This window comes from Shinella sp. 838 (assembly GCF_029623935.1).
Taxonomy (GTDB): domain Bacteria; phylum Pseudomonadota; class Alphaproteobacteria; order Rhizobiales; family Rhizobiaceae; genus Shinella.
On sequence record NZ_JARSBQ010000001.1, the window covers coordinates 789,712 to 811,858 of the forward strand.

The 22,147-nt window shown below is 60.3% G+C and carries 22 protein-coding genes; 6 read left to right on the forward strand and 16 right to left on the reverse strand.

Annotated features, from left to right (window positions below; all coding sequences use genetic code 11):
* Positions 1 to 222 precede the first annotated feature (222 nt).
* From P9A16_RS03805 to P9A16_RS03825, 5 genes are all read left to right on the forward strand, one after another.
* Positions 223 to 576, forward strand: coding sequence for a hypothetical protein (locus P9A16_RS03805; RefSeq protein WP_278025539.1), 354 nt, complete (start codon positions 223 to 225; stop codon positions 574 to 576).
* 151 nt (positions 577 to 727) lie between these two features.
* On the forward strand, positions 728 to 1,621 hold the full coding sequence (locus tag P9A16_RS03810) for a hypothetical protein (protein WP_278025540.1): 894 nt from the start codon (positions 728 to 730) through the stop codon (positions 1,619 to 1,621).
* Positions 1,622 to 1,649: 28 nt separating this feature from the next.
* Positions 1,650 to 2,108 carry a very short patch repair endonuclease gene (locus tag P9A16_RS03815; RefSeq protein ID WP_278025541.1) on the forward strand — a complete coding sequence of 153 codons (459 nt, stop codon included), beginning with the start codon at positions 1,650 to 1,652 and terminating at the stop codon, positions 2,106 to 2,108.
* Complete coding sequence (locus tag P9A16_RS03820) at positions 2,108 to 3,448, forward strand: DNA cytosine methyltransferase (RefSeq protein ID WP_278025542.1); 1,341 nt, start codon at positions 2,108 to 2,110, stop codon at positions 3,446 to 3,448. Before P9A16_RS03815 ends, P9A16_RS03820 begins: the two co-directional genes overlap by 1 nt.
* A complete protein-coding gene (locus P9A16_RS03825; protein ID WP_278025543.1) occupies positions 3,441 to 4,232 on the forward strand; it encodes an endonuclease in 792 nt (263 codons plus the stop codon). Before P9A16_RS03820 ends, P9A16_RS03825 begins: the two co-directional genes overlap by 8 nt.
* Positions 4,233 to 4,267: 35 nt before the next feature.
* Here the strand turns inward: P9A16_RS03825 and P9A16_RS03830 are convergent, their stop codons facing one another.
* From P9A16_RS03830 to P9A16_RS03840, 3 genes are all read right to left on the reverse strand, one after another.
* Positions 4,268 to 4,996 carry a hypothetical protein gene (locus P9A16_RS03830; RefSeq protein ID WP_278025544.1) on the reverse strand — a complete coding sequence of 243 codons (729 nt, stop codon included), beginning with the start codon at positions 4,994 to 4,996 and terminating at the stop codon, positions 4,268 to 4,270.
* Positions 4,989 to 6,452 (reverse strand): tyrosine-type recombinase/integrase, encoded by a 1,464-nt coding sequence (locus tag P9A16_RS03835; RefSeq protein ID WP_278025545.1) that lies wholly within the window; start codon positions 6,450 to 6,452, stop codon positions 4,989 to 4,991. The genes P9A16_RS03830 and P9A16_RS03835 overlap by 8 nt, the downstream gene beginning before the upstream one ends.
* 333 nt (positions 6,453 to 6,785) lie before the next feature.
* The gene (locus P9A16_RS03840) at positions 6,786 to 7,985 is read right to left on the reverse strand and encodes a diaminopropionate ammonia-lyase (RefSeq protein WP_278025546.1); all 1,200 of its coding nucleotides are present in this window, start codon (positions 7,983 to 7,985) and stop codon (positions 6,786 to 6,788) included.
* 105 nt (positions 7,986 to 8,090) lie between these two features.
* Between P9A16_RS03840 and P9A16_RS03845 the strand changes: the two genes are divergently transcribed.
* The gene (locus P9A16_RS03845) at positions 8,091 to 8,567 is read left to right on the forward strand and encodes an Lrp/AsnC family transcriptional regulator (RefSeq protein ID WP_024270238.1); all 477 of its coding nucleotides are present in this window, start codon (positions 8,091 to 8,093) and stop codon (positions 8,565 to 8,567) included.
* Positions 8,568 to 8,641: 74 nt separating this feature from the next.
* Here P9A16_RS03845 and P9A16_RS03850 read toward each other — a convergent pair whose 3' ends face one another.
* From P9A16_RS03850 to P9A16_RS03910, 13 genes are all read right to left on the reverse strand, one after another.
* Positions 8,642 to 9,418: an IclR family transcriptional regulator gene (locus tag P9A16_RS03850; RefSeq protein WP_023513089.1), complete on the reverse strand. Its 777-nt coding sequence runs from the start codon at positions 9,416 to 9,418 to the stop codon at positions 8,642 to 8,644.
* A 35-nt stretch (positions 9,419 to 9,453) separates the two neighbouring features.
* Positions 9,454 to 10,392 (reverse strand): 3-keto-5-aminohexanoate cleavage protein, encoded by a 939-nt coding sequence (locus P9A16_RS03855; protein WP_024270239.1) that lies wholly within the window; start codon positions 10,390 to 10,392, stop codon positions 9,454 to 9,456.
* Between the two features lie 26 nt (positions 10,393 to 10,418).
* Positions 10,419 to 11,432 (reverse strand): branched-chain amino acid ABC transporter permease, encoded by a 1,014-nt coding sequence (locus tag P9A16_RS03860; protein WP_023517303.1) that lies wholly within the window; start codon positions 11,430 to 11,432, stop codon positions 10,419 to 10,421.
* Entirely contained in the window at positions 11,432 to 12,295 is an 864-nt protein-coding gene (locus P9A16_RS03865; protein ID WP_278025547.1) for a branched-chain amino acid ABC transporter permease, read from the reverse strand. The genes P9A16_RS03860 and P9A16_RS03865 overlap by 1 nt, the downstream gene beginning before the upstream one ends.
* A 2-nt stretch (positions 12,296 to 12,297) precedes the next feature.
* Positions 12,298 to 13,002, reverse strand: coding sequence for an ABC transporter ATP-binding protein (locus P9A16_RS03870; protein ID WP_023517527.1), 705 nt, complete (start codon positions 13,000 to 13,002; stop codon positions 12,298 to 12,300).
* Complete coding sequence (locus tag P9A16_RS03875) at positions 12,995 to 13,723, reverse strand: ABC transporter ATP-binding protein (RefSeq protein WP_278025548.1); 729 nt, start codon at positions 13,721 to 13,723, stop codon at positions 12,995 to 12,997. Before P9A16_RS03875 ends, P9A16_RS03870 begins: the two co-directional genes overlap by 8 nt.
* A gap of 54 nt (positions 13,724 to 13,777) precedes the next feature.
* Positions 13,778 to 15,058, reverse strand: a complete 1,281-nt coding sequence (locus tag P9A16_RS03880; protein WP_278025549.1) for an ABC transporter substrate-binding protein — start codon at positions 15,056 to 15,058, stop codon at positions 13,778 to 13,780.
* A 58-nt stretch (positions 15,059 to 15,116) separates the two neighbouring features.
* Positions 15,117 to 16,019, reverse strand: coding sequence for a 3-hydroxyacyl-CoA dehydrogenase family protein (locus P9A16_RS03885; RefSeq protein ID WP_023512882.1), 903 nt, complete (start codon positions 16,017 to 16,019; stop codon positions 15,117 to 15,119).
* A 2-nt stretch (positions 16,020 to 16,021) separates the two neighbouring features.
* Positions 16,022 to 16,828, reverse strand: coding sequence for an SDR family NAD(P)-dependent oxidoreductase (locus tag P9A16_RS03890; protein WP_023512881.1), 807 nt, complete (start codon positions 16,826 to 16,828; stop codon positions 16,022 to 16,024).
* Entirely contained in the window at positions 16,825 to 17,175 is a 351-nt protein-coding gene (locus P9A16_RS03895) for a cupin domain-containing protein (RefSeq protein WP_023512880.1), read from the reverse strand. The genes P9A16_RS03890 and P9A16_RS03895 overlap by 4 nt, the downstream gene beginning before the upstream one ends.
* A 108-nt stretch (positions 17,176 to 17,283) precedes the next feature.
* Positions 17,284 to 18,123, reverse strand: coding sequence for a cyclase family protein (locus P9A16_RS03900; RefSeq protein ID WP_024270242.1), 840 nt, complete (start codon positions 18,121 to 18,123; stop codon positions 17,284 to 17,286).
* Positions 18,124 to 18,372: 249 nt separating this feature from the next.
* On the reverse strand, positions 18,373 to 19,338 hold the full coding sequence (locus P9A16_RS03905) for a 2-hydroxyacid dehydrogenase (RefSeq protein WP_278025550.1): 966 nt from the start codon (positions 19,336 to 19,338) through the stop codon (positions 18,373 to 18,375).
* 449 nt (positions 19,339 to 19,787) lie between these two features.
* Positions 19,788 to 21,917 carry a TonB-dependent siderophore receptor gene (locus P9A16_RS03910; RefSeq protein WP_443021621.1) on the reverse strand — a complete coding sequence of 710 codons (2,130 nt, stop codon included), beginning with the start codon at positions 21,915 to 21,917 and terminating at the stop codon, positions 19,788 to 19,790.
* Positions 21,918 to 22,147 lie beyond the last annotated feature (230 nt).

A 22,147-nucleotide genomic window follows, 5' to 3' on the forward strand; every position in this document is an offset into this window, starting at 1 on the left:
TATTCGGATTTGGGCATAGACACCCTTGCTAAACCGGCTAATCGGCTAATGAGGTCCAGTGGCGGTAGAGGCGGTTATCCTGTGGGGATCACGCGACCTCCCTCGCCATGGCGACTTGCAGGAGCCGGAAAAAATATCCGCCCGCCAAATTTGTCCAAAGCCTTGAGTGCGTGGGCATTGAGGTATTATATTACCGCCAAATAGCGATAAGGAAGCTGGCCCATGTCTGCCCCCATGCCCCGCAATAGAATGCGCCTCGCCCCGCCTCTGCCCCAGGCAGGGACACGCACGGGCAACGGTAATACGCTTCTTGCCGGCATCGACCAGCGCACGGCAGGTGCGCGCCGGTATCGAGAGGTCTATACTGCGCTACTCGCAGAGGTGACGCGCCTTTCTCGCCAGCCCACTCCGCAGGAAGAATTGGTTGCCCGCCGTGCAGCCCTCCTTTCGCTGTGGTGCGAAACTGCCGAAACCGAAATGGCTTCAGGGATCAGCGTCGATATCAATTCATTCACCGCTGCGACCAATACCCTACGGCGCTGCCTTGCTGACCTTGGCTTGATCGACAATCGATAATGAAATGTAGAAACACCCAATGTCGCCGGTGCCGGCTTGCCAACCTGTGGGAGCGTTTCACTGTGGTTTAGTCAGCTGGCAGCTTCCAAAGGTTTTCTTCTGACCTCACGATGAGCGAACAACAAAACGATTCGTTCGTCAGGGAAAGTGAATGTCGCGCGACAGTGAGAAGCCGGTTGTTTTCAGCCATTTGTTTCAGCGGGTGTTCGACCCTGCTAGCGGTACCGTGAGCGAGGGCACGGTTACTCAGCACGACATTCAAGAGGCGATCATTTTGCTTCAGCAGGAGGAAGGGATTTCCCTCAAGCCCGGCAATCCGGCGAACTTCCTAAAGGATTTCCTACGTAGTCATTCGCGTAATGCACATTGGCCCGAAGAGATTGCAGATGCGCGGTATACGGCGAGGCAAGCTTATGGCGACGGTCGCGTTTTTGAGTTCGTACCATATGCCGACGAGCAAGAAGTCCCGTTTCCAGACGATTTTGCTTTGCCCGAAAACGCTTCGATCCATCCAATCGAGGCCGTGTCATTACCTTCCGCAGCGCGTGCACTAGGACGAGGCGACGAAGCATGGCTTATCCAGGTTTGTGTTCATCAGCGACTTCTTCAGACGCATTTTGCCTTGTTTTCTGATATCGAAGTTATCGACCTTTTCCACTTGCAGAATAGCTTGAAGGGCACGCCGGAAATCGATGCCGTATTTCTGCTTGTATTCGACGTTGCTGGCACCGAAAAAAAGGCGCTTGTCACGCTGGAAGCGAAAAGAGGTGACCCCATTCTTCCCGATCAGATTAGGGGACAGGTCGCCTTCATGGCGAAGCAAACTCGAAAGCGTGCCGGACTGAAAGACGTGGAGTTTATTGTCCCTGTAGCGGCGAATACATTGAAGCGCGATGGCAAAACGGTAGTGTCGATCTTCGAGATGGAGCCTATGTCCGTTGCCGATGGTATCGCGGCGCATGACGGCAAAAGTAGCCACGAATTGCCGCTCGTGATTTCAAAATCCGTTGGGTACTCACTGTCGCCGCAAGTGTCTGGTATCTGATTCCCTCGACACAGCGCATGGAACGCCCATGGATACCCGCACAGCGATTCAACGCCGCCGAATTATGCAGTCAGTAGGCCAAAAAGACACCGGGCCGGAAATGCTGGTCCGCCGCGCGCTTCATAAACTTGGGTATCGATACCGTCTTCACGCAAAGGACCTGCCGGGACGGCCCGATATGGTGTTCCCTGGGAAAAAGAAGGTCATATTCGTCCACGGCTGCTTTTGGCACGGACACGATTGTCCCAAGGGCAAACTCCCAAAATCACGACCGGAATATTGGATACCTAAGATCGAGGCGAACAAAGCTAGAGACGAGAGAGTGATTGATGAGTTAAAGAAGGCTGGCTGGGATACGAAAGTGGTTTGGCAGTGCCAGACCCTGTCGTTGACGGTTGCGGTTGAGAATATGGTGGATTTTCTGGGGAAGCCGGGCGTCGCTGTTTGCGATACCCTTTCCGAAAACGAACAGAACGAGGGCGACTGATGGTCCGACCGATTGGGATCGATCTTTTTTCCGGCGCAGGTGGGCTAAGCCTTGGCTTTGAACAAGCAGGCTTTGATGTTCGTGCTGCCGTAGAGATTGATCCGATCCACGCTGCTATCCATAAATTCAATTTCCCGGACTGTGCCGTCCTCGCCAGAAGCGTCGTCGGGTTGTCCGCCCAGGAGATACGGGACGCCGCTAGTCTTTCACCAGATGAGAAGGTTGAGGTGGTTTTCGGCGGGCCTCCTTGTCAGGGCTTTTCGATGATCGGCCATCGCTCGATGGAAGACCCCCGTAATCGTCTGGTTCACGAATTTGTCCGAATAGTCGCAGAATTAGATGCCAACTATTTCGTGTTTGAGAACGTAAAGGGGCTCACCGTAGGGCGTCATCGCGCATTCTTAGAGGAATTGGTGGTGGCATTTGAAAAGGCGGGCTACCAAGTACGTACCCCGTGGCAGGTTTTCGACGCCGCACAATTCGGCGTGCCGCAGCATAGGCAGCGATTGATCCTGATTGGCGCAAAGCGTGGACTTCCCGTGCCGGAATACCCTGTGCCGTTGACCGCACCCGCTGATGCGAAAATTCATACAGATTTGCCGAAGGGACCGACAGCGCGGGATGCTCTGGCTGATCTGCCTGATGCAGACAGATTCGGGAAGCTAGCCGACACCGATATTGTGGCGAACGCAACCTATGGCAAGCCGAGTGCTTATGCTTCTGAAATGCGTTGCCTGGATAACGATGCTTGGCATTTTGGTTATCCTCGCAACTGGCCAACGGGCAGCCTGACCTCCTCATGGCAAACGGATCACACGGAAATTTCTCGCATGAGATTTGCCGAGACCAAACCCGGCCAGAATGAGCCGATTAGCCGCTTCTACAAACTGTCGGCAGATGGGCTTTCCAATACCTTACGCGCTGGAACTGACGGTACGCGGGGTGCATTCACTAGTCCCCGCCCAATACACTACGAATACAATCGCTGCGTCACCGTGCGCGAGATGGCTCGATTGCATGGCTTTCCCGATTGGTTCCGCCTGCATTCGACTAAATGGCATGGAGCACGGCAAATCGGCAACGCTGTACCACCACCGTTTGCGCGAGCAATTGCGGGTAGGATCATGAGCGCTATTGGCTTTACGCCATCGCGTCCGACTCACTCCATCGATCTCGGCGATCCTGCATTGCTCTACATGACGCTATCTGAAGCGGCAGCTAAGTTGGGCGTAGAGGCCCCCAATTCGCGGCGTGATCAACGTTCCGGGGCAAAGAAGCGGAAGCAGCACGAGACTGAGGCCGCGCGATTGGCAGCGCTTAGCGCATCGTCAGATGGCTAAATCGGTACGAGGCACGGTCTATCAGGACATTATCGAGAAAATTTTTCTCGATAGATATAGCCTCGGCTTGACCGTCATCGATTTTGAAAGAGCGGATATTGACGCGGCCGCAATCGCAATGGGGCTTCCTGCGCCGAAAAACCTTGGCGACCTCATCTACTCTCTTCGCTACCGGACTTCCCTTCCGCAAGCGATACTTTCAACTCAGCCTCAAGGCATGGAATGGATCATCGAAGGTGCTGGGAGGGCACTGTATCGATTTGTGTTGGTTCGGCTTAATCGCATTTTGCCTAGGGAAGATTTGGTCACAATCAATATTCCCGATGGCACCCCTGAAGTCATAAGGAAATACGCTCTTGACGATGAGCAAGCGCTTCTGGCCATCGTCCGATACAATCGTTTGATCGATATCTTCCTTGGCCTTACGACCTATTCGCTTCAAAATCACCTGCGCACAACGGTCCAGGGAATAGGGCAAATCGAGATCGATGAGCTTTACATGGGGATTGATCGACACGGCTGCCATTACTCCATCCCGGTCCAAGCCAAGGGTGGCACCGACCAGATTTCTGTCGTCCAGACGAAGCAAGACCTTGCATGGTGTGCCCAGAAATTTCCTGGTATGCGCGCACGGGCAATCTCCGCTCAATTCATGAGCAATGAGCGTGTAGCGATGTTCGAACTAACTGTCGAAGGCGATATGGTAAAAATCGTCGAAGAGCGTCACTATAAGCTGGTTTTAGCCAGCGAAATAGATAGAGCTGCTATTATAAGCTATCGCTAGAATTCCCCTCTCTAACCTCAGGTTAGGAACCGTTTTCAGTCGTTTGCGTTGTCATTCGGCCAATAGTACTCAACCGTGCTATGACGCTTCTTGACGATGCGCTCGGCGGCCTTGCCTATGTCGGGCCCGTCGCGTTCACCCGTAACACTGAAATAGAACTCTCGGGCGAACTCAACGAAAGGTCCGGCCGCGCTTTTTGCAGGCTTGCGCTTTGCTGCGCGGACGTAGAAGTCAAACGCGCACTCGATAATCTTTGCCGGAACCTCGCGACTACGGTTGTTCTTTTGGATTTTCCCTGCTTCTGCCGAAGTCATTAGACGGTGCAAGAGTACCCTAGCGCCGTACCGCGCATCGTCGCGAGTTTCCGTCATAGATAGCATTTCTTTTGTGTCAATCGTGTCCGGCAATTCAAAGCAAGGCCGAAATAGCGGCGATGCCCACAACTCATTGAGCCAAAGAGCGGCGTTTGCATGTGGGTGAGCTTCTTCAAGAGCTTCCAGCGCAGAAAGTAATTCCTTCGCGGCCTTGTTTACACGGTCAAGTGGATGGTTGTGGTCGTTCTGGCTTGGCCGAAGAATTGCTTTAGGATGGGCTATCGTTCGTGCTTCTCGATAGCGATCCCGTAATTTCCTGGCAGCACTCACATCTGTGGGCCCGACGCCGGCAAGCTCTAGCAGCTTCTTCTCTGCTTCGCTATTGAGACCGCTATTTTGTTCAAGTTCAACGTCGAGAACCGTTTTTACGTCGAGCGCCGATTTAAGCATTCTGAACCGTCCTTATATCGACGACGTTGGTCGGCGGTGGCGAAACAATGCTCCGCAGACGTGCGGCCCATAGATTCAGCGCCTCGCGCTTCTCGTCGTCAAAGGTGTTTTGGTTGTAGGTGCGGGCAAGTCCTTGCTTCGCGTGGCCGATGACCATTTCCGCTGTCTCTTCCGGCACACGTAGAGCCGAAAGCCGCGTCCGCACCGTGCGCCGTATGTCGTGCAGGACGAACGGGGGGAGGTCGGCCGTAGCTGGATCGTCGCCACTTTCTTCCGCTTTCTTTCGCAGGATAGCGAGCATGTGTCCGTCAAGGCGGGTCTTCGCGTTGCCGAAATTCCCCACAGGTAGCTTACCGCCCGTAGTTGAAAACAGATGATCGCCACCCACAAAGTGCGGCAACGCCGCGAGGATCGCCAAGGCCTCATTTGATAGTGGCACTGTATGTGTTGCGTCGGACTTGAATCGCTCCGAGGGGATGATCCACATTTTCCACGTATTTTCGACCTTGTCCCAATCAATCGGCGGGCTGCCGGTCTTACGATTCCGCAGCAGGCGGACAAGTTCGGGGTGGAATTCGCGCCACCTGGCTTCGGCCACTTCGCTCTTGCGCTGCCCGGTGGCGACCAACAACTTAAAGATGGAGCCGTAGGGATAGCCGGCAGGCACTGTTGCGTCCTTCCCTTCGGCGGTCAGCTTGGGGCGCTCCATATCGTCGGCTGCTTCCCATAGGGCCACAAGCTCGGCGTCGTTGAGAACGCGCTGCCGAGGCTTCTTCGCGCCGATGACGCGGGCAGGGCGTAAACGATCACAGGGAGAGGTCTCAAGTCCGTACTTGCTCCGGTCGATTGCCCAATTGAAGAAGGTTCGAGCATGACCCAAAACATTGTGAGCTTGGTACTTCGCGCCCCGGTCCGTGATGGTGTCGATTAACGTCACCACGTCACGGCGGGCGATTTCAGTAATGAGCTTGTCTTTCCATACAGGAATAAGTTCATTGCGGATTTCACGTTCGGCGGGACCGCCTCGGCGCTGGCCTTTCACATGGCGGGACAGGTATTCCTCAATGACGACGCCAAAGCGCAGCTTGTCCTTGGTCGCTGCTTCGGCGGCGGCGTGGCTCCTCATTTCCTCCTTTCGGCGGGCTTCCTCTTCTGCTTCCTCGCGAGGATTGATGCCGTCGCGGATTTTCTTGCGCCATTCGGCGGCACGGTCGCGGGCTTCCTCAAGCGTTATGTCGCCGTAGTCACCCAATGAAAAGCGGGTGGTGTTCTTCGCGCCGGGCAGGCGCGTCATCAGTACAAAGGTACGGCGAAACTGGCCGGCGCTGTCGGCTGGACGGACGCGGACGAACAGGTTTTGGGCCTTGGCATCCTTAACATCATAGCTCTTACCTTTTTCGGCGGCGGGCTTGAGTGCCTTAATTTCGCGGTCCGTCGAGTAGGTCCGTTTTTCCATAGTGCATCCCCTTGGGCAGCGTGTGGGCAGCATTTGGCGCGTGATACCATGCTGCCCAATGAGATGCAATGAGAGGAGGTATTTTGGTGATATATTGATATAACTGTCTTTTATGTGATTAAAGCAAGTGGTATGCGACGCGATGTTATGCCATGATTAACGGCTCATAACCGCTTGGTTGGGGGTTCGAGTCCCTCCGGGCCACCATTCCCCTTCGTCCAGCGAAGTCCAGATTGGGCGAGGGGATGCAGGATGAACCGGGTGAACGGGTACCCGTTTCGCCGCAAAATCTATGACGGGCCAGCTCGGTGCAGCGCCGTCGCTTTGCCGCCGTCAGCTTGTGGCCTTCGCCGCATTGCGCAGCACGTCCTCGGGCCTCGATCCGACGATGTTTTCGTAGGAAGCCGGATCGGTTGCGCCTTCGGTGTTGATGAGCAGGACCCTGCTGTCTTCGTTCAAACCCAGCGCCTGCCGGGCCTGCGGATCGTTTGCCACGGCGAGAAGGCCGGCCAATCCGGCGGCGCCGCTTTCGCCTGCGATCACCGGGTGTTCGCGGAATGCCAGCCGGTGCATCGCGTTTTCGGCTTCGTCCTCGGTCACGGTGACGAAGGCACTCGCGGTCGCGGCCAGGATCCGCCAGGCCACAAGGGACGGCGTGTAGCATTCGAGCATCGCCATGATGGTCGGCTCGGTTGGCGTGAACGAGGTGAGGCGGCCCGCTTCTGCTGAGGCGTAGAGGCACGCCGCCCGGTCGGGCTCGACGATGATCGATCGAACCGCATCCTGCCCGAGCGCCTCGTTCAGGTGAACCGAGATGCTGCTGGCGAAGCCGCCGACGCCGGCCTGCAGGAAGACATGCGTGGGAGGATTGCGCTTCAGCGCGGCGATCTGAGCAAGAGCTTCGTTCGCAAGGACCGTATAGCCTTGCGCCACCAGGGACGGTATCTCCTCGTAGCCTTCCCAGGACGTATCGGATACCAGCTGCCAGCCGCGCTCCCTGGCGATCCGCTCCGCTTCATCGACGGACATGTCGTAGTTGCCGTCGACGCGCACCACCTCGTCGGCTCCGATCGCCTCGGCCCTGGCGGCTGTCACGCCTTCATGGACGAAAACGACGGACTTGCACCCGAGGATGCGTGCGCCGGCCGCCACCGACTTGCCGTGGTTTCCGTCGGTGGCGCAGCAGAACGTCACGCCGGCGGCAAGCGCGCGCGCTGCCGGGGAAACGAGCCGGGCTATGGAGACCTCGCCGTCGAGATGCGCTTCTAGCATCCGCTTGAACAGCGTCATGACGGCGTAGGCGCCGCCAAGCGCCTTGAAACTGCCGAGGCCGAGACGCTGGCCTTCGTCCTTCAGGAAGACGTGCCCAATCCCGGTGGCAGCGGCGATCTCGGGCAGCGATACCAGAGGTGTCGCGCTTTCGTCCCGCCAAAGGGCGAGATACGGGCGCACGAGATCGGGAGCCCCGCCGCCGAGAAGCGCCTTGTCGGCGGCACTCAGGGACGCATATTGCGGAGCGTGAAGGTGGATCATGGCGGCCTCGGTTCGGTGGTGCCGAGAGAATAGTGCGACACACGCTTTGTTTGCGCTCTATTTTTCCACTATCGTTGCATGAAAATTTCATCAATGGAGGCTTTCGTGGCTCGAACTCTCGCAACCGGCCTTGATGCGTTCGACCTCAAAATCCTGCAGCTGGTCCAGCAGAACAACCAGACACCGCAGCGTGTGATTGCGGAAAGGATCGGTCTTTCACCTCCCGCCGTCGCCAGGCGGCTGCAGCATCTCCGGGATGCCAGGGTTATACGCAGCGACATATCGGTGCTGGACGAGGCCGCCATCGGGCGACCGCTCACGATCATCGTCCACGTGGCAGCCGACAACGAGAGGCTGGACCTCCTGGACGGGATGAAGGATCGGTTCAACAGGTGCCCGCAAGTCCAGCAATGCTACTATGTGACCGGAGAAATCGACTTCGTCCTGATCGTCAACGTTCGGGACATGGCCGAATACAACGAGCTCACGCGGGCACTCTTTTTCGAGGGCGGAAATGTACGGAGCTTTCGCACCTGCGTGTCCATGGAGAACGTGAAGACATATGGGCCGATACCGGTGTGATGGAGCCGGTGCGTGCGGAAACTCTTCCCGCGCCTGCCAAGGCAGGTCGTTGCTTTCCCACTTCCGTCCGGCGGTTATTTTGCCTGGAAAATCTCCAGCGCGACGATCTGGGCCAGCGTGCGGGCGAGTTCGTCGACAAGCAGCTTTTCATGGGTTTGGAATCTTGAACTCGGCGTCGGCACGGACATCGCGTAAAGATCCCCCTGCAGGTCGTAGAAGGCTGCGCCGACTGCGGAAATGCCGACCGTGTGCTGATCCCGGTCAAATGCGACCCCGGTAGACCGGACCGTTTCGATCTCGGCGAGATAGGCCTGGAGCGATGCGGGATCTTCCGCGATGGAAGGTTTCTCGTCTGCCAGGCGGGCGAGAACCTGCTTGTCGCTGAGCTTGGCAAGGCATGCCTTGCCGTTGGCGGTGTTGCAGAGCGGGAAGCTCTCCCCGACGAACGAGACCGTGCGCAGCCGGTGCGTGCCGGAAATCTGGTCCACGAACACAAGCCGCTTCGATCTGAATATGGCCAGATCGACCGTTTCCTTTGTCCGCCGCGCCAGGTCGACCAGATACGGCCTCAACATTTCGAGGACATCGATGCGTGCCGACTCTGCCAATGCGCCTATTTCCGGACCGAGGCGAATGCCCCGGTCCGGACTTGCCGCGATAACGAAGCGTTCCGCCTGAAGCGCGCCGACGATGCGCTGGACGGTGGATCGCGGCAAATCCACGCGCTCGGCGATCTGACCGAGACTGAGGCCGTCATTCTCATTCTTCAGGCTCCTGAGGATCGCCGCCGCCCGTGCGATGACCTGGATCCCTGACCGGCTGTCGTCATTGCCCTTCACTGCATCCGTCATGTATCAAACCTCGTCTGTCTTGGCCTGCGCCCTGGTCAGAACCCTACCTGATCGCCGCCTTTGAGGCCCAGGATCTGGCGTGCCTCGGCCGGGGTCGCGACCTCGTGACCAAGTTCTTGCAGGATTGTCTTGATCTTGCCAACCTGCTCCGCATTGGATTTCGCGAGCTTGCCGCGCCCGATGTAGAGGGAGTCTTCCAGGCCCACGCGAACCGAGCCGCCAAGCATTGCCGACTGCGTTGCAAACGGCATCTGGAATCGCCCGGCCGCCAGAACCGACCAGCGATATTGATCGCCGAAAAGCTTGTCGGCGGTCCGCTTCATGAACATGAGGTTCTCCAGGTCGGGACCGATACCGCCCAGGATGCCGAAAATCATCTGAACGAAGAACGGCCCTTTCACGAGCCCCCGGTCGACGAAATGGGCCAGATTGTAGAGATGACCGACATCGTAGCATTCGTGTTCGAACTTCGTGCCGTGCTCCTCACCGAGAATTTTCAGGATGCGCTCGATATCCCGAAACGTGTTGCGGAAAATGAAATCGTCCGTACCGCGCAGGTACGGCTCCTCCCATGCATATTTCCAGCTCGAGTAGCGGTCCGCGAGCGGGTAGATCCCAAAATTCATCGACCCCATGTTCAATGAGCACATTTCGGGCTTGGCGATGAGGGGCGCTGCAAGCCGTTGCTCGACTGTCATGTTGAGGCCGCCACCTGTTGTGATGTTGATGACGGCGTCGGTTGCCTGCTTGATGCGCGGCAGGAATTGCAGGAAGACGTCGGGGTCGGGCGTCGGCCGCCCGTCCTGCGGATCGCGCGCGTGCAGGTGCAGGATCGATGCGCCTGCCTCTGCCGCCTCGATCGATTGCCGGGCAATGTCGTCGGGGGTGAAGGGGAGTGCGTCCGACATGGTCGGCGTATGGATGCCGCCGGTTACCGCGCAGGTGATGATGACTTTCTTCGACAGGTCGCTCATGTGTGGTTCCTTTCAAAGTCTGGCCGTCACTTGCCGTGGAAGACGACGTGACGGCGGATCGGTGCAAGGCTCAAGCCCGTTTTTTCGGCGAAGATTCCCCAGATCCCCTTCGGCGCCTTGAGCATGATGACGATGGCTACGGCGCCGAGGATCATGAGGTAGGCGGTGCCGAGATCGGCGAGCGTCTCCCGCAGCAGGAAGAACAGGATCGTGCCGATGATGGGCCCTTCGATCGTGCCGATTCCGCCAATGACGGCGATGAAGATGACATAGGCCGTCCAGTCGTTGACGCTGAAGGCTGCATCCGGAGAGATGCGCAGCTTCTGGAGGAAGATGAAGGCGCCGATCATGGCGGTGATGCCGGAGACGGTGACGTAGACCCCGAGCTTGGTGCGCTGGCCGCTGATGCCAAGGCTGTCGGAGGCGACCTCGCTGTCCCGCAGCGCCGTCAGCGCAAGGCCGATCTTCGAGCGGAGCAGCAGGACGACGAAAAGCAGCGTGCCGACGGCAAGCGCAAGCCCGGTCCAGTAGATCATCATTTCACGCAGGTCGCGGTTCTTCGTCATCTGGGTGATCACCGATGTCGGCAGGCTCGAGCCCGAGCCCCCGCCGAGCGTGGAGACCTGCGCGAAGGAGAGGCGGAAGACCTCTGCCAGAACCCAGGTGCCGATTGCGAAATAGGCGCCGTTGAGCCGGAACAGCAGCGGCGCGATCGGCAGCGCGAGGATTGCGGCGGCAACGCCTGCGGTCACGATGGCGAGAAGCGGATGCACGCCGAGGAACATCGCCAGCGCAAACAGCGCATAGCCACCAAAACCGACCCAGGCCTGCTGGCCCACGGAGACAAGTCCCGTATAGCCGGCCAGAAGGTTCCACAGGCAAGCCAGCGCCATGAAGGAATAGATTTCGCCAAGCAGGCGCATATTGGCGCGGCCGGCCCACCAGGGTGCCAGGGCGAGCACCGCGATGGTAATGACGAACAGCACCATGCCAAAGCGGCTTGCGGGCGTGGATCGCCGGATTTCAAACTGCTGTTCCATCAATCCATCCTCGGAAAGAGACCACGCGGGCGGATCGCAAGAACCGCGAAAAAGACCAGATGCCCGGCGAGGATCTGCCAGCCGGGCGAGATTTGCGCGCCGATCGCCTGCGCGACGCCGAGCACGATGCCGCCAGCCAGCGTGCCCCAGAGATTGCCGAGCCCGCCGATGATGACCGCTTCGAACCCGAAGATCAGCCGTGCCGGACCGGAAGCCGGATCGAAATTCGTGCGGATTGCGAGAAAGATGCCGGCAATTGCCACAACGGCTGCAGACAGCGCCATGGCCATTCCAAAGAGGTGGCCCCGATCGAGCACCATGACCTGGGCCATCTCGGCGTCGTCGGAGGTGGCGCGGAAGGCACGGCCGAGCGAGGTGCGAAAGAAGACCCATTCCAGCCCGAAGATGATCGCCACCGACACGCAGAACATCAGGAGCGGCAGCACGCCGATGCTGAGGCCCGGCAGGAGTTCGAGGCTCGCGGTCTCGATGGACCCGGCCGCAAGACGGCGGCTATCGGCGGTAAAACCCGAAAGCAGGCCGTTCTGGAGGATGACCGAAATGCCGAAGGTGACCAGGAGGGGCGACAGAAGATCCTTGCCGATGGTCGGGTTCAACAGGAAGCGTTGCAGGCCGTACCCAATCGCCGCCATGAGCGGCACGACGAGAATGGCGGAGAGCAGGGGATGAAACCCGGTGAGGTCGACCACGACCATCGCGAGATAGGCCGCAAGCACGATCAGGTCGCCATGGGCGATGTTGACGAGGCGCATGACGCCGAAGATGAGCGACAGCCCGGCTGCAAACAGCGCATAAAGCCCGCCGAGCATGACACCTTGGAGAAGGGCGTTGATCCAGTCCATCGTCAGGTTCCGAAGTAGGCAGCAGTGATTTGCGCACGGGTGAATGATGTCGGCTCGCCCGTCAGCGAGACCTTGCCTTTTTGCATGCAGATGAAGCGGCTGGCGAAGGAGAGCGCCCGGCTCACGTCCTGCTCGACCAGCAGGACGGAAACGCCGGTGTCGGTTATGGCGGGAAAGGCGGCGTAGATGTCCTTGATGACGATGGGCGCCAGCCCGAGGGAAATCTCGTCGAACAGGATCAATTCCGGATTTGCCATCAGTGCGCGGCCGATCGCCACCATCTGTTGCTGGCCGCCCGACAGGGCCGTGCCCGCATTCCTGCGCTTTTCCTTGAGGGCGGGAAACAGGCTGTAGACGGCCTCAAGATTCCAGGGGCCTGCCTTGCCGCGTTCGCCGCCGATCACCAGGTTCTCCTCGACCGAAAGCGAGCGGAACAACCGGCGACCCTCGGGCACCAGCGCGATTCCTCGCGCGGCAATGCGGTCCGGCCGCATGCCGCCGATCGGTTCGCCCTTGAAGGTGATCATGTTGCGGGCGGTGGGCGTCAGACCCGTTATCGTGCGGATCAGCGTCGATTTTCCCGCTCCGTTCGCGCCGATCAGCGCCAGGACTTCTCCCTCGAAAACATCCACGTCGAGGCCGAACAACGCCTGGAAATCGCCATAACCCGCCTTCAATCCGCGGATCTTGAGGAGCGGTTCAGCCATGTTCCTCCTCCACGCCCATATAGATTTCCTGCACCGCCTTGCTCGACATCACCGCCTGCGGCTCGCCCTCGGCGATCTTCTTGCCGAAATCGATGACCGCGATGCGATCGACCACAGCCATGAGGGCATGCACAACATGCTCGATCCAGATGATCGAGACGCCCGCGCTCCGCACCTCTCTGATGGCAGCGACCAGTTCTCGGCATTCGGGTTCCGTCAGCCCGCCCGCGATCTCATCGAGCAGGAGAAGCTTGGGGTCGCTGGCGAGCGCGCGTGCCATCTCCAGCCGCTTGCGTTCAAGAAGCGTGAGCTGACCTGCAAGCACGTTGGCTTTGTGCTTGAGCGCTGTCAGTTCGAGAATCTCGATCGCCTTTTGCTCGCTGTCGCGCTCGGAGCGCTGGCGGCCGAAGGCTGCGCCGATCAGCACATTCTCATAGGTCGTTATGCCGATGAAGGGATGGGGGATCTGGAAAGAGCGGCCGACGCCCATATGGCAGCGCATCCGCGCCGGCAATCGCGAGACATCCCTTCCGTCGAAAATGATCTTTCCGGAATTCGGCAGGATCGTCCCGGCGATCAGATTGAAGATCGTCGTCTTGCCGGCACCGTTGGGGCCGATGATGCCGAGCGCTTCGCCGGGGGCGAGCGACAGTGACACCCTGTCGGTGACCTGCAGATGTCCAAAACGCTTGCTGACGGTATCCAGTACCAGAATTGCCATGGTTCGCTCCGGTCCGAGGAGGGGCGTCCCGCCCTTGCGGACGGGACGGATCGATCATGCAAGCAACTGGAGCTCGCCGCCGACCGGGATTTCCGGCGCCGTCTTGTTGGTGGTAACAACGAGTTCAGGTTCGCCGGTGGAGGATTTCTGCCATTGGCCAGCGACCAGCGGCGTCTTGGTGACGTTCTTCACCGGGCCCTTCGACCAATCGACAGGCCCGACGATCGTCCGCATCTTGGTGGCCTTGATCGCCTCGATGATCGCGGCGCTGTCCTCGAGATCGGCTGCGCGCTTGGCCACGTCGGCCACGACTTCGAACAGCGCGTGCTTGAAGCCGATCGGCTGGGTCCAGGGCCGCGAGGTCGCCGTCACATAGCCTTCGGCGAGCGCTCTGGCGCTTTCGCCGGTCAGGCTCGAGGAGAAGGGATGATTGGGTGACCACCAGATTTCCGAGGATAGCCCGAAGCCGCGCTCGCCCAGCGACCGGATGACCGAGGGAAACAGAAGCGCCTTGCCGATGGTGACGATCTTCGGCTTCAGACCCTGCTGGCCTGCCTGGCTCCAGAACGTGGCGAAATCCGGGGGGATCATGTTTCCGGCGATGATCTCGGCGCCTGCGGCCTTGAAGGCGGAGATCTGAGCGCTGAAGTCGTCGTTCGTGGGCTGGTAGCGGCCGGGATCGGCGAGTTCGTAGCCAGCCGCGGCCAGGGGCTTGGGAAAGCCGCGCTCCGGGTCGCCCCAGGCATTGCCGTCGGCATCGTTCGGAAACAGGCCGCCGACGTTCCTCGCGACGTTCGGATTGTCCCAGAGCGCCAGAAACGCGCCGACGACGTCCTCCAGACCCCAGAAGAAGTGGTAGGTGCTCTCGAAGCCGTCTTCGGGATTGCCGTTGCGGCCGAAGAAGTAGGGCTGCCAGGGGCAATCGGTCGTAATGCAGGGCGTGCCGTTGGCTTCCGCCTGATCGGAGACCGGATTGACCGTATCCGGCGTGGATGCAGCCACGATGATGTCGACCTCGTCCTTGAGGATCAGATCGGCCGCCACTTCTGCAGCGCGGTTCGGGTTGGACTGGCTGTCCTTGGAAACGATCTCGATCTTCCAGGCCCTGCCGTTGTTCTCAATGCCATTGGCCAGGCTTTTGGCGATGCCGTCGAGAATGTAGTCGTCAGCCTCGGCGAAGCCCGCAAGTGACCCGGTACGCGGACTGACATGGCCGATTTTCAGGACCGGTTCGTCGGCATAGGCGCGGGTAAAGCGCAGCACGGCCGGTGTCGCGAGCAGCATCACGCCGGATTTCATCAATGTTCTGCGGCTAATTCCATTCATCGAGCGCATGGTTCTCCTCCCAGATTGGCTCAATTCGAATGCGCTGGCGTCGCATCGCCTCGGGGCGTCACGGCAGCCGGAAATTCTTCAGGTAGCGGTAGACGTCCTTCCTGAGGGTGTCGGCCTCCTCATCCGTCCAGGTTCGAAATCCCTCCCCGGATTTCATACCCAGACGACCGTCCTCGACGAGCGCGCGAAGATAGGGAGACGGTTCGGCGGCGGGGTTCAGGTGCTGAAGCACGACAGTGTGGATATCGAGTGTAAGGTCCGTGCCGACGAGGTCGGCGTTCTCGATCGGTCCCAGCACGGCGAGCCGACGGCCGAAACTTGCCTTGACCACCGTATCGACCGTGCGGGCATCGGCGATGCCCTCGGCGACGATTGCGATCGCCTCGCGCCAGAGCGCATGCTGCAGGCGGTTGCCGACAAACCCGGCGACATCCTTGCGCACATGCACGGGCGTTTTGCCGACGCTCGTCAGCAGGGCGATCATCGCCTCGATGTTCTGCGGGGCCGTTCTCGCCGTGCCCACCACCTCGACCAGCGGCACGAGGAAGGGCGGGTTCCACCAATGGGTTCCGAGGATACGGTCCGCCGTGTCGAGGTCTCCGGCGATATCGGTTATCGGGATGACCGAGGTGTTCGAGGCGAGGATCGCGTGACGCGGCGCATATCTGACGAGGTCGGCAAAGATCGCCTGCTTGAGCGCCAGCTTTTCGGGCGCGGCTTCGATCACGATCGCGGCATCGGCGACGCATTCGGCGACATCGGCAAAGCCGGTGACGCGCTCCTCCGGTCCGCGCGGCAGGTCGAGATTGTCGAGATTGGCGGCGATCCGGCTTCTCAGGCCGTCGAGGGCGCCTGCCTGTGCATCATGAACGGCGACGTCGTGGCCGGCCACCGCAAAGACCTGGGCAATGCCGTGACCCATCAGGCCGGCACCAATAACCGCGATACGTTCTCTTGCCATGGTCATCCTGCCGTATAGCCGCCGTCGGCATAGAGGATATGCCCGGTGTAGAAATCGGAAGCCCGCGAGGCGAGGAAGAGGAGGGGACCTGCAAGATCCTCCGGCTCCCCGAGCCGGCCCTTTGGAACACGGGCGAGGAAGCCCCTTCGTACCTCCTGCGCCTTTTCCGTATCCTCGAACATCCAGGCGGTGAGGGGCGAGCGGAAGACGGTGGGGGCGATGGCGTTGACGGTGATTCCGGTCGGCCCCCATTCGCAGCCGAGCGCCTTGGTGATGCCGTCGACGGCCGATTTGGAGGCACAGTAGGCCGTGTAGCCGGCGGGATGGCCGAGCAGGCCCCGGGCCGATGACATCAGCACGATCTTGCCGCCTTCGCCTTGTTGCAGCATCTGCCTGCCGGCAGCTCGCGCCATCAGCCAGCTCTGCATGACATTGGCGTCCATGACATCGGCGAAACGTTCCGGCGTCATGTCGCCGATCTTGGCGACGTCGTTCTTGCCGGAGGCGATGACCAGGATGTCGATGCGCCCTAAGCGGGCGACGGTGTCGGCAACGATCGCATCGCAGGCGGTCTCGTCGCTCGGGCGGCGGTTCAGGGCAAGGACGTCGGCCCCCAGTTCCTGGCAGGCGGAGGCGGTATCGGCGAGTGCCGCGGCATTGCCGGCAACCAGCGCCAGCCTGGCGCCGGCCCCTGCCAGTATTTTCGCCGCGAGTGCGCCAAAAGCGCCGGATGCACCCGTGACGATCGCCACCTTTCCCCGGATATCGAACAGGGAAGCCGGATTTTTCAGGAAGCTTTCATGGCTCATGGCTGAATTCCCGATGCGTAGGGGATGACGACCAGCATCTTGCAGACGTGGTTGGAGCGGTTTTCGAGCTCCCGCACTTCCCCCGGAGGGATCGTGCAACTGTCGTATCGGCCGAGCACCGTCTCGCTGCCGTCGACTGTTACCGTCATCTCGCCTTCGAGCACGACATAGACCTTTTCGAACGGGGTGGAATCCGGGCCCGCGCCGCCGCCGGGAAGGAACTGCGATAGCCCGACCCACTGGTTGGCCGGCCCGCCTTCCTCGAATCCCTGCAGGCGCAAACCCACCACGCCGCGATGGTTGGGCGCCTCGTAGGATTTCGCTGCGCTGAAACGCTTCGTGAGCATGCTGTCTACTCCAAATGCCATTGCGGCCCCTGGCTTACGGTCCGGCCATGCCGAGGCTCGGCGCCCCGGCATGTCGGGCTTGATATGTCGCGTGGATGCCGGAAAGGGTCAGAAAGCTGCGCCCTTTTCGATGCGGTAGCCCTGGTCCTTGTCGATCATCGCGACGAGGCGGATGATGCAGCCGTCGCCGCGGTCCCAGTTGATCGGGAAGAACGCGAAGGTGCAGCGCTTGCCGGTGACGGCGTCGAGATCGCCGCCGACATTCTCGATGCCAAGAATGCCTGCCTTGAAGATCTTCTGGTGCACCGGTTCCCATTCGGGGAAGTCGTCCTTCCAGTCGCGGCCGCCGGACCACGCCTTGTATTCCTCGGCGAGATGCGGCAGCAGCGGGCCGTTGCGCTGCGGGCCGATGGCGGTGGCCAGCGGATGGTCGTTCGCCTGGGTATCGTGACCGACGACCTTGACGCCCTTCTCGATCATCCAGTCGGCTGCCGACGGCACGAAGCCGGGGCAATAGGCGAAGTAGTCGCCGTCCTCGTATTGCTTGTGCCAGCCCGTGTTGATGATCAGCACATCGCCCTTGCGGATAGCGTGACCACAGGCCTGTTCGAGATCGTCATAGGTGATCGGCTCCCACTTTTTCTTCGGGATAGAGACAACGATGCCCGAGCCGAAGAAGTGCGGCAGTGGCACTTCATCGATGAAGGGTGTGCCCTGCACCACATGTGCCGGCGCATCGATATGGGTCGTTACGTGCATGGTGGTGGTGATTGTCTGCGACAGCACGCCGGACTTGGCCATGTAGTGCATGCGCTCGATACGGACGTCCCGGAAATAGGGCCAGTTCGGGCACTGGTAACCGAAGCGGTGAGAGAGATTGTAGAACTCGATCCCCATCGGGTTGTCGAGGTTATCCTGAAATTCGATTCCGCGGACAGTGATGGACATGCAGAAATCCTCCTCGCCGGCGCGGTTGCGCGGCGTAGCATTCGATCCAGATTGGGCTTGCTCCTCCCAGAGCGCCTGTACTTTTATACGGTACATCTGTATCGTTTTTTGTCAAGCGGTCGGGAAATTTTGAGACGGCTGCAAGGCTGCTCTGAAGCGGATTGCGATGCCAAAAACAAACAGCGCCGTCTCGTGAACGGCGCTGTTTCAGTCTGTCCGGTAAGTATTTCCGCCTGCCGGGCGGTCGTTTCAGTCCTGCCGTGCCTGTGGGATCGTGTTGAGCGCCGCCAGGTCGCCCCGGAAAAAGCCGTCCAGATTGGCCAGAACCATATCTTCCTGCGCATCGCGCGCCGAGTGGCTCGCAAAGGCGATGTGCGGCGAGAGGATGAGGTTGGGGGCGGCGAGCAAGCGGGCGGGAATGTCAGGCTCGTTCTCGACGACATCGAGCGCCGCCCCGGCGATCCTGCCTTCTTCCAGCGCGGCGGCGAGCGCCTCCCTGTCGACGAGGGAGCCGCGGGCGACATTGACGACATGCCCGTTGCGGCCGAGGGCGTTGAGGATCGCGCCGTCGACGATGTGGTAGGTCGATGCGTCGGCGCGGGCAGCGACGACGAGGATATCCGACCATTCCGCGAGCGCCGTCAGGCTCTCGAAATAGGCATGGCCGATATCGGGCTTGCGTGACCGGTTGTGATAGCCGATCTCCATTTCGAAACCGGCTGCCCGCAAGGCGACTTTCCTGCCGATGGCGCCGAAGCCGAAGATGCCGAGTTTCGTGCCCGTGAGGCCCGGCACTGCCGGCAGGCTCACCAGGCTGTTGCCGCGCCATTGTCCGGCACGCACGAACCGGTCGGCGCCAAGAATGTTGCGTGTCGAGGCCAGAACGAGGCCCATGGCGAAATCGGCGACGCTGGAGGCGTTCGCGCCCGGACTGTTGGTGACGACCAGCTTGCGCTCGCCGGCGGCCGCAAGGTCGATACCTTCGTAGCCCGTCCCGAAGAACGCGACCACGCCGAGCGCTGGCAAGGCGTCGATCATGCCCCGGCTGGTGGCAAGGCCGCCCTTGGTGACGAGGGCGCGCACCTCTCCGGCCTCGGGCGGCAAGGCCTCCGGCGAGGAGCTGCTCAACGGCCCGACAAGGGTATAGCGTTCGGACAGGAGATGTTTGAAACGGTCGGTGAAGTCGCAGGCGAGAAGGATTTTCGGCTTTGACAAAGGCGTGGTCTCCGGAAGCGCTCAGATGTCTGGATGTCTTCCGCCGGCTCTAGCCTTGTTTGGGGTGTTCCGCAATCCGGTTGCAACCCTGGCGTGGAGGAAGGGCCATTTCGGACCGTCCGATACCCTCCTTTCCGGATGTGCCGTGCCGGCATGGGATGCCTGTGTTGGGCTCCAAAAACCTCTTCCGGATTTTGGAAATTGGAACAGGCTGGATGGCCTTGGATGCGCTTGGGGCAGGGACGAGACAGCTGAGCGCGCTTGTTGTCGCCGCCAGATGGCGGCTGCTGGTCTCTTCAGGCTATTCAGTGGGAAAGGGTGGCAGCGAAGCGAAAATACGTGGCACGGCGGCCGCACGTTCGGGTATGGCGCAACCGCCATACCCGTCACGATCATTCGGTCGAAACCCGCTGAACCCGGCAGAGCGGGGGCCGGCGGCTCGTTCTGACTTACCAGCGATACTTCAAGGACGCGGTGATGTTGCGGCCTTGGCCGAGATAGCAATAGCCGCTGTTGCAGACCGTCTCGCGCCGGTCGGCGATGTTGCGGACGGCGACATTGCCCGTCAGGCCATTGAATTCCTTGTCGATGGCGCTGAAATCGTAGGTGAGGGACGCATCGACATAGACCGCAGGCTTGTTCTTGCTGGTGTTTTCGATTTCGGCATAGTTCTCGCCCGTGAAGCGAAGACCGGCGCCGACGGTCAGGCCGTTTGCGAACGTGTCCTCCTGGAAGGTGTAGTTCGCCCACAGGCTGGCGCTGTGGCGCGGCATCACGGCCGGTGTATTGCCGACATTCTCGCCGGCGGTGACCTCGGCATGGTTGTAGGTGTAGGCGGCGATCACGTCGAAGCCTTCGGCGACATTGGCCCGTGCTTCCAGCTCGAGGCCCTTGTTGGTGACCTCACCCAGCGATTCGTAGATACCGTTCAGCGGGTCGACGGCAACGGGCTTGTTCTTCTCGACGAGGTGGTAGAGCGCTGCCGAAAGAAGGATATCCGTGCCCGGCGGCTGATACTTCAGGCCCAGCTCGTACTGCTCGCCCTCGGTCGGTTGCAGGATGCTGCCGCTTCTCGACTTCTCGGTCACGGGGTCGAAGGAGGTCGCGTAGTTGGCGAAGGGCGCTAGGCCGTTGTCGAAGAGATAGACGGCGCCGAGCTGAACGGAAAAGCCGTTCTTGTTGAGGCTCTGGGACGTCTTCGTCCCTGAAGCGACATCCGTCGAATCCTTGTCCTGCTGGACCCAGGTCTGCCGGCCACCCAGCGTGAAGCGCCATCTGTCGAGCTCGATCTGGTCGAGGACATAGACCCCCAGCTGCCGCATCGAGCTGTCGCTGAGGCTGGTATAGGCCGGCGTCGGCCCGGAGACGCCGCGGGTCGGGTTTGCGAGGTCGAAATCGTAGTCCGGGTCGCTTGGGCCGGAGCCGAAACCGAAGGACGATTTCACATTGCTGTAGTCGAGGCCGAGCATGGCGGTGTGCGTCGCCGGACCGGTGTCGAACTTGTATTCCAGCTGGTTGTCGACCTGGAAGACGTCGAGATCGTCGCCCAGCGAATAGGGCGTGCGATGGGCGACCGTGCCCGTCCAGTCGGTGACGCCGAGATAACGTCCCCAGAGCTTCAGATGGGAGTAGCGCAGCTTCTGGCGGAAGGTGAGGCCGTTGTCGAAATGATGCTCGAACTGGTAGCCGACCTGCTGCTGGCGGACTTTCTGATAATCGTAGTCCGGATCGCTGCCGCGCAGCTCGTGGATCTTGCCGTCGGGACCGATGAGCGCACCGACATCCACGTCGGTCTCGTCCGCCTGTACCGCGCCGTAGACGGTAAGGGAGGTCGCCTCGTCCGGCTTCCAGGTGACGGCCGGCTGGAAGAGGTAACGGTCGTCGGCGATGTCGAAATTGGTGTCGCCCCGTCTTGCCAGGCCGATGATGCGGTAGAGCACGCTGTTGTCTTCCTCGCTCAGCGGGCCTCCGAAATCAAACATCGCCTGAACGCGATCCTCGGTGCCGTAGAGGATGCCGACCTCGCGGATCGTCTCTTCCGTCGGCATTTTCGAGGTCTTGTTTACGATGCCGCCCGGAGAGCCTGCACCGTAGAGTACGGAGATGGGACCCTTGATGACTTCGACCTGCTCGAGGGCATAGGGCTCGTTGCGGAGCATGCCGTAGCTGAGATAGGGCTGCCGGAGGCCGTCGCGGTAATCGCCCGTGGTCGTGATGTCATTGCCGCGAAGAACGATCTGGTCGAAACGCGGATCGAAACCGTAGCCGCCCGTCGAGACACCGGCAGAGTAGCGCACGGCTTCGATGATGTCCTGCACGCCGCGTTTGTCGAGCTCGTCGCGGCTGATGAGCGAAACGGTTCGCGGCGTCTCGATCAGCGCGGTCGGAATCTTGGTGGCGCCGTCGATGACAATCGCGCTGAGCTCCGTCGCGCCGCCAGCGTCCTGGCTGACGGTTGCCTCTTGCGCGGTGGCGTTTCCAGTCAGGGCCAGCACGGTCGCCAACGCTGTGGCAGCGCGCCAAGCATGAAGCTTGTGTCTCTTCAAGTAATTGATATTACTATTTGAATTATGCTTCATGTGACGTCCCATCCGGTCAGCTTCGACAAAGATGGCGTACCCTATATAGCAGGCGTCGCTGGCGTCAAGAATACATGACTTGTTTAGTCATCTTTTTTATCCCGTTGTTGCGAAGACGTGTGCAGGAGCCGATTTCGACGGGGCGAGGCTTGCTTTCCGCCCTGTGATCAAGCCGAAGCGATGGGCTGCGGCGCTTGCCGGGCGGCGAATCGCATGATGCCGCCATCGCG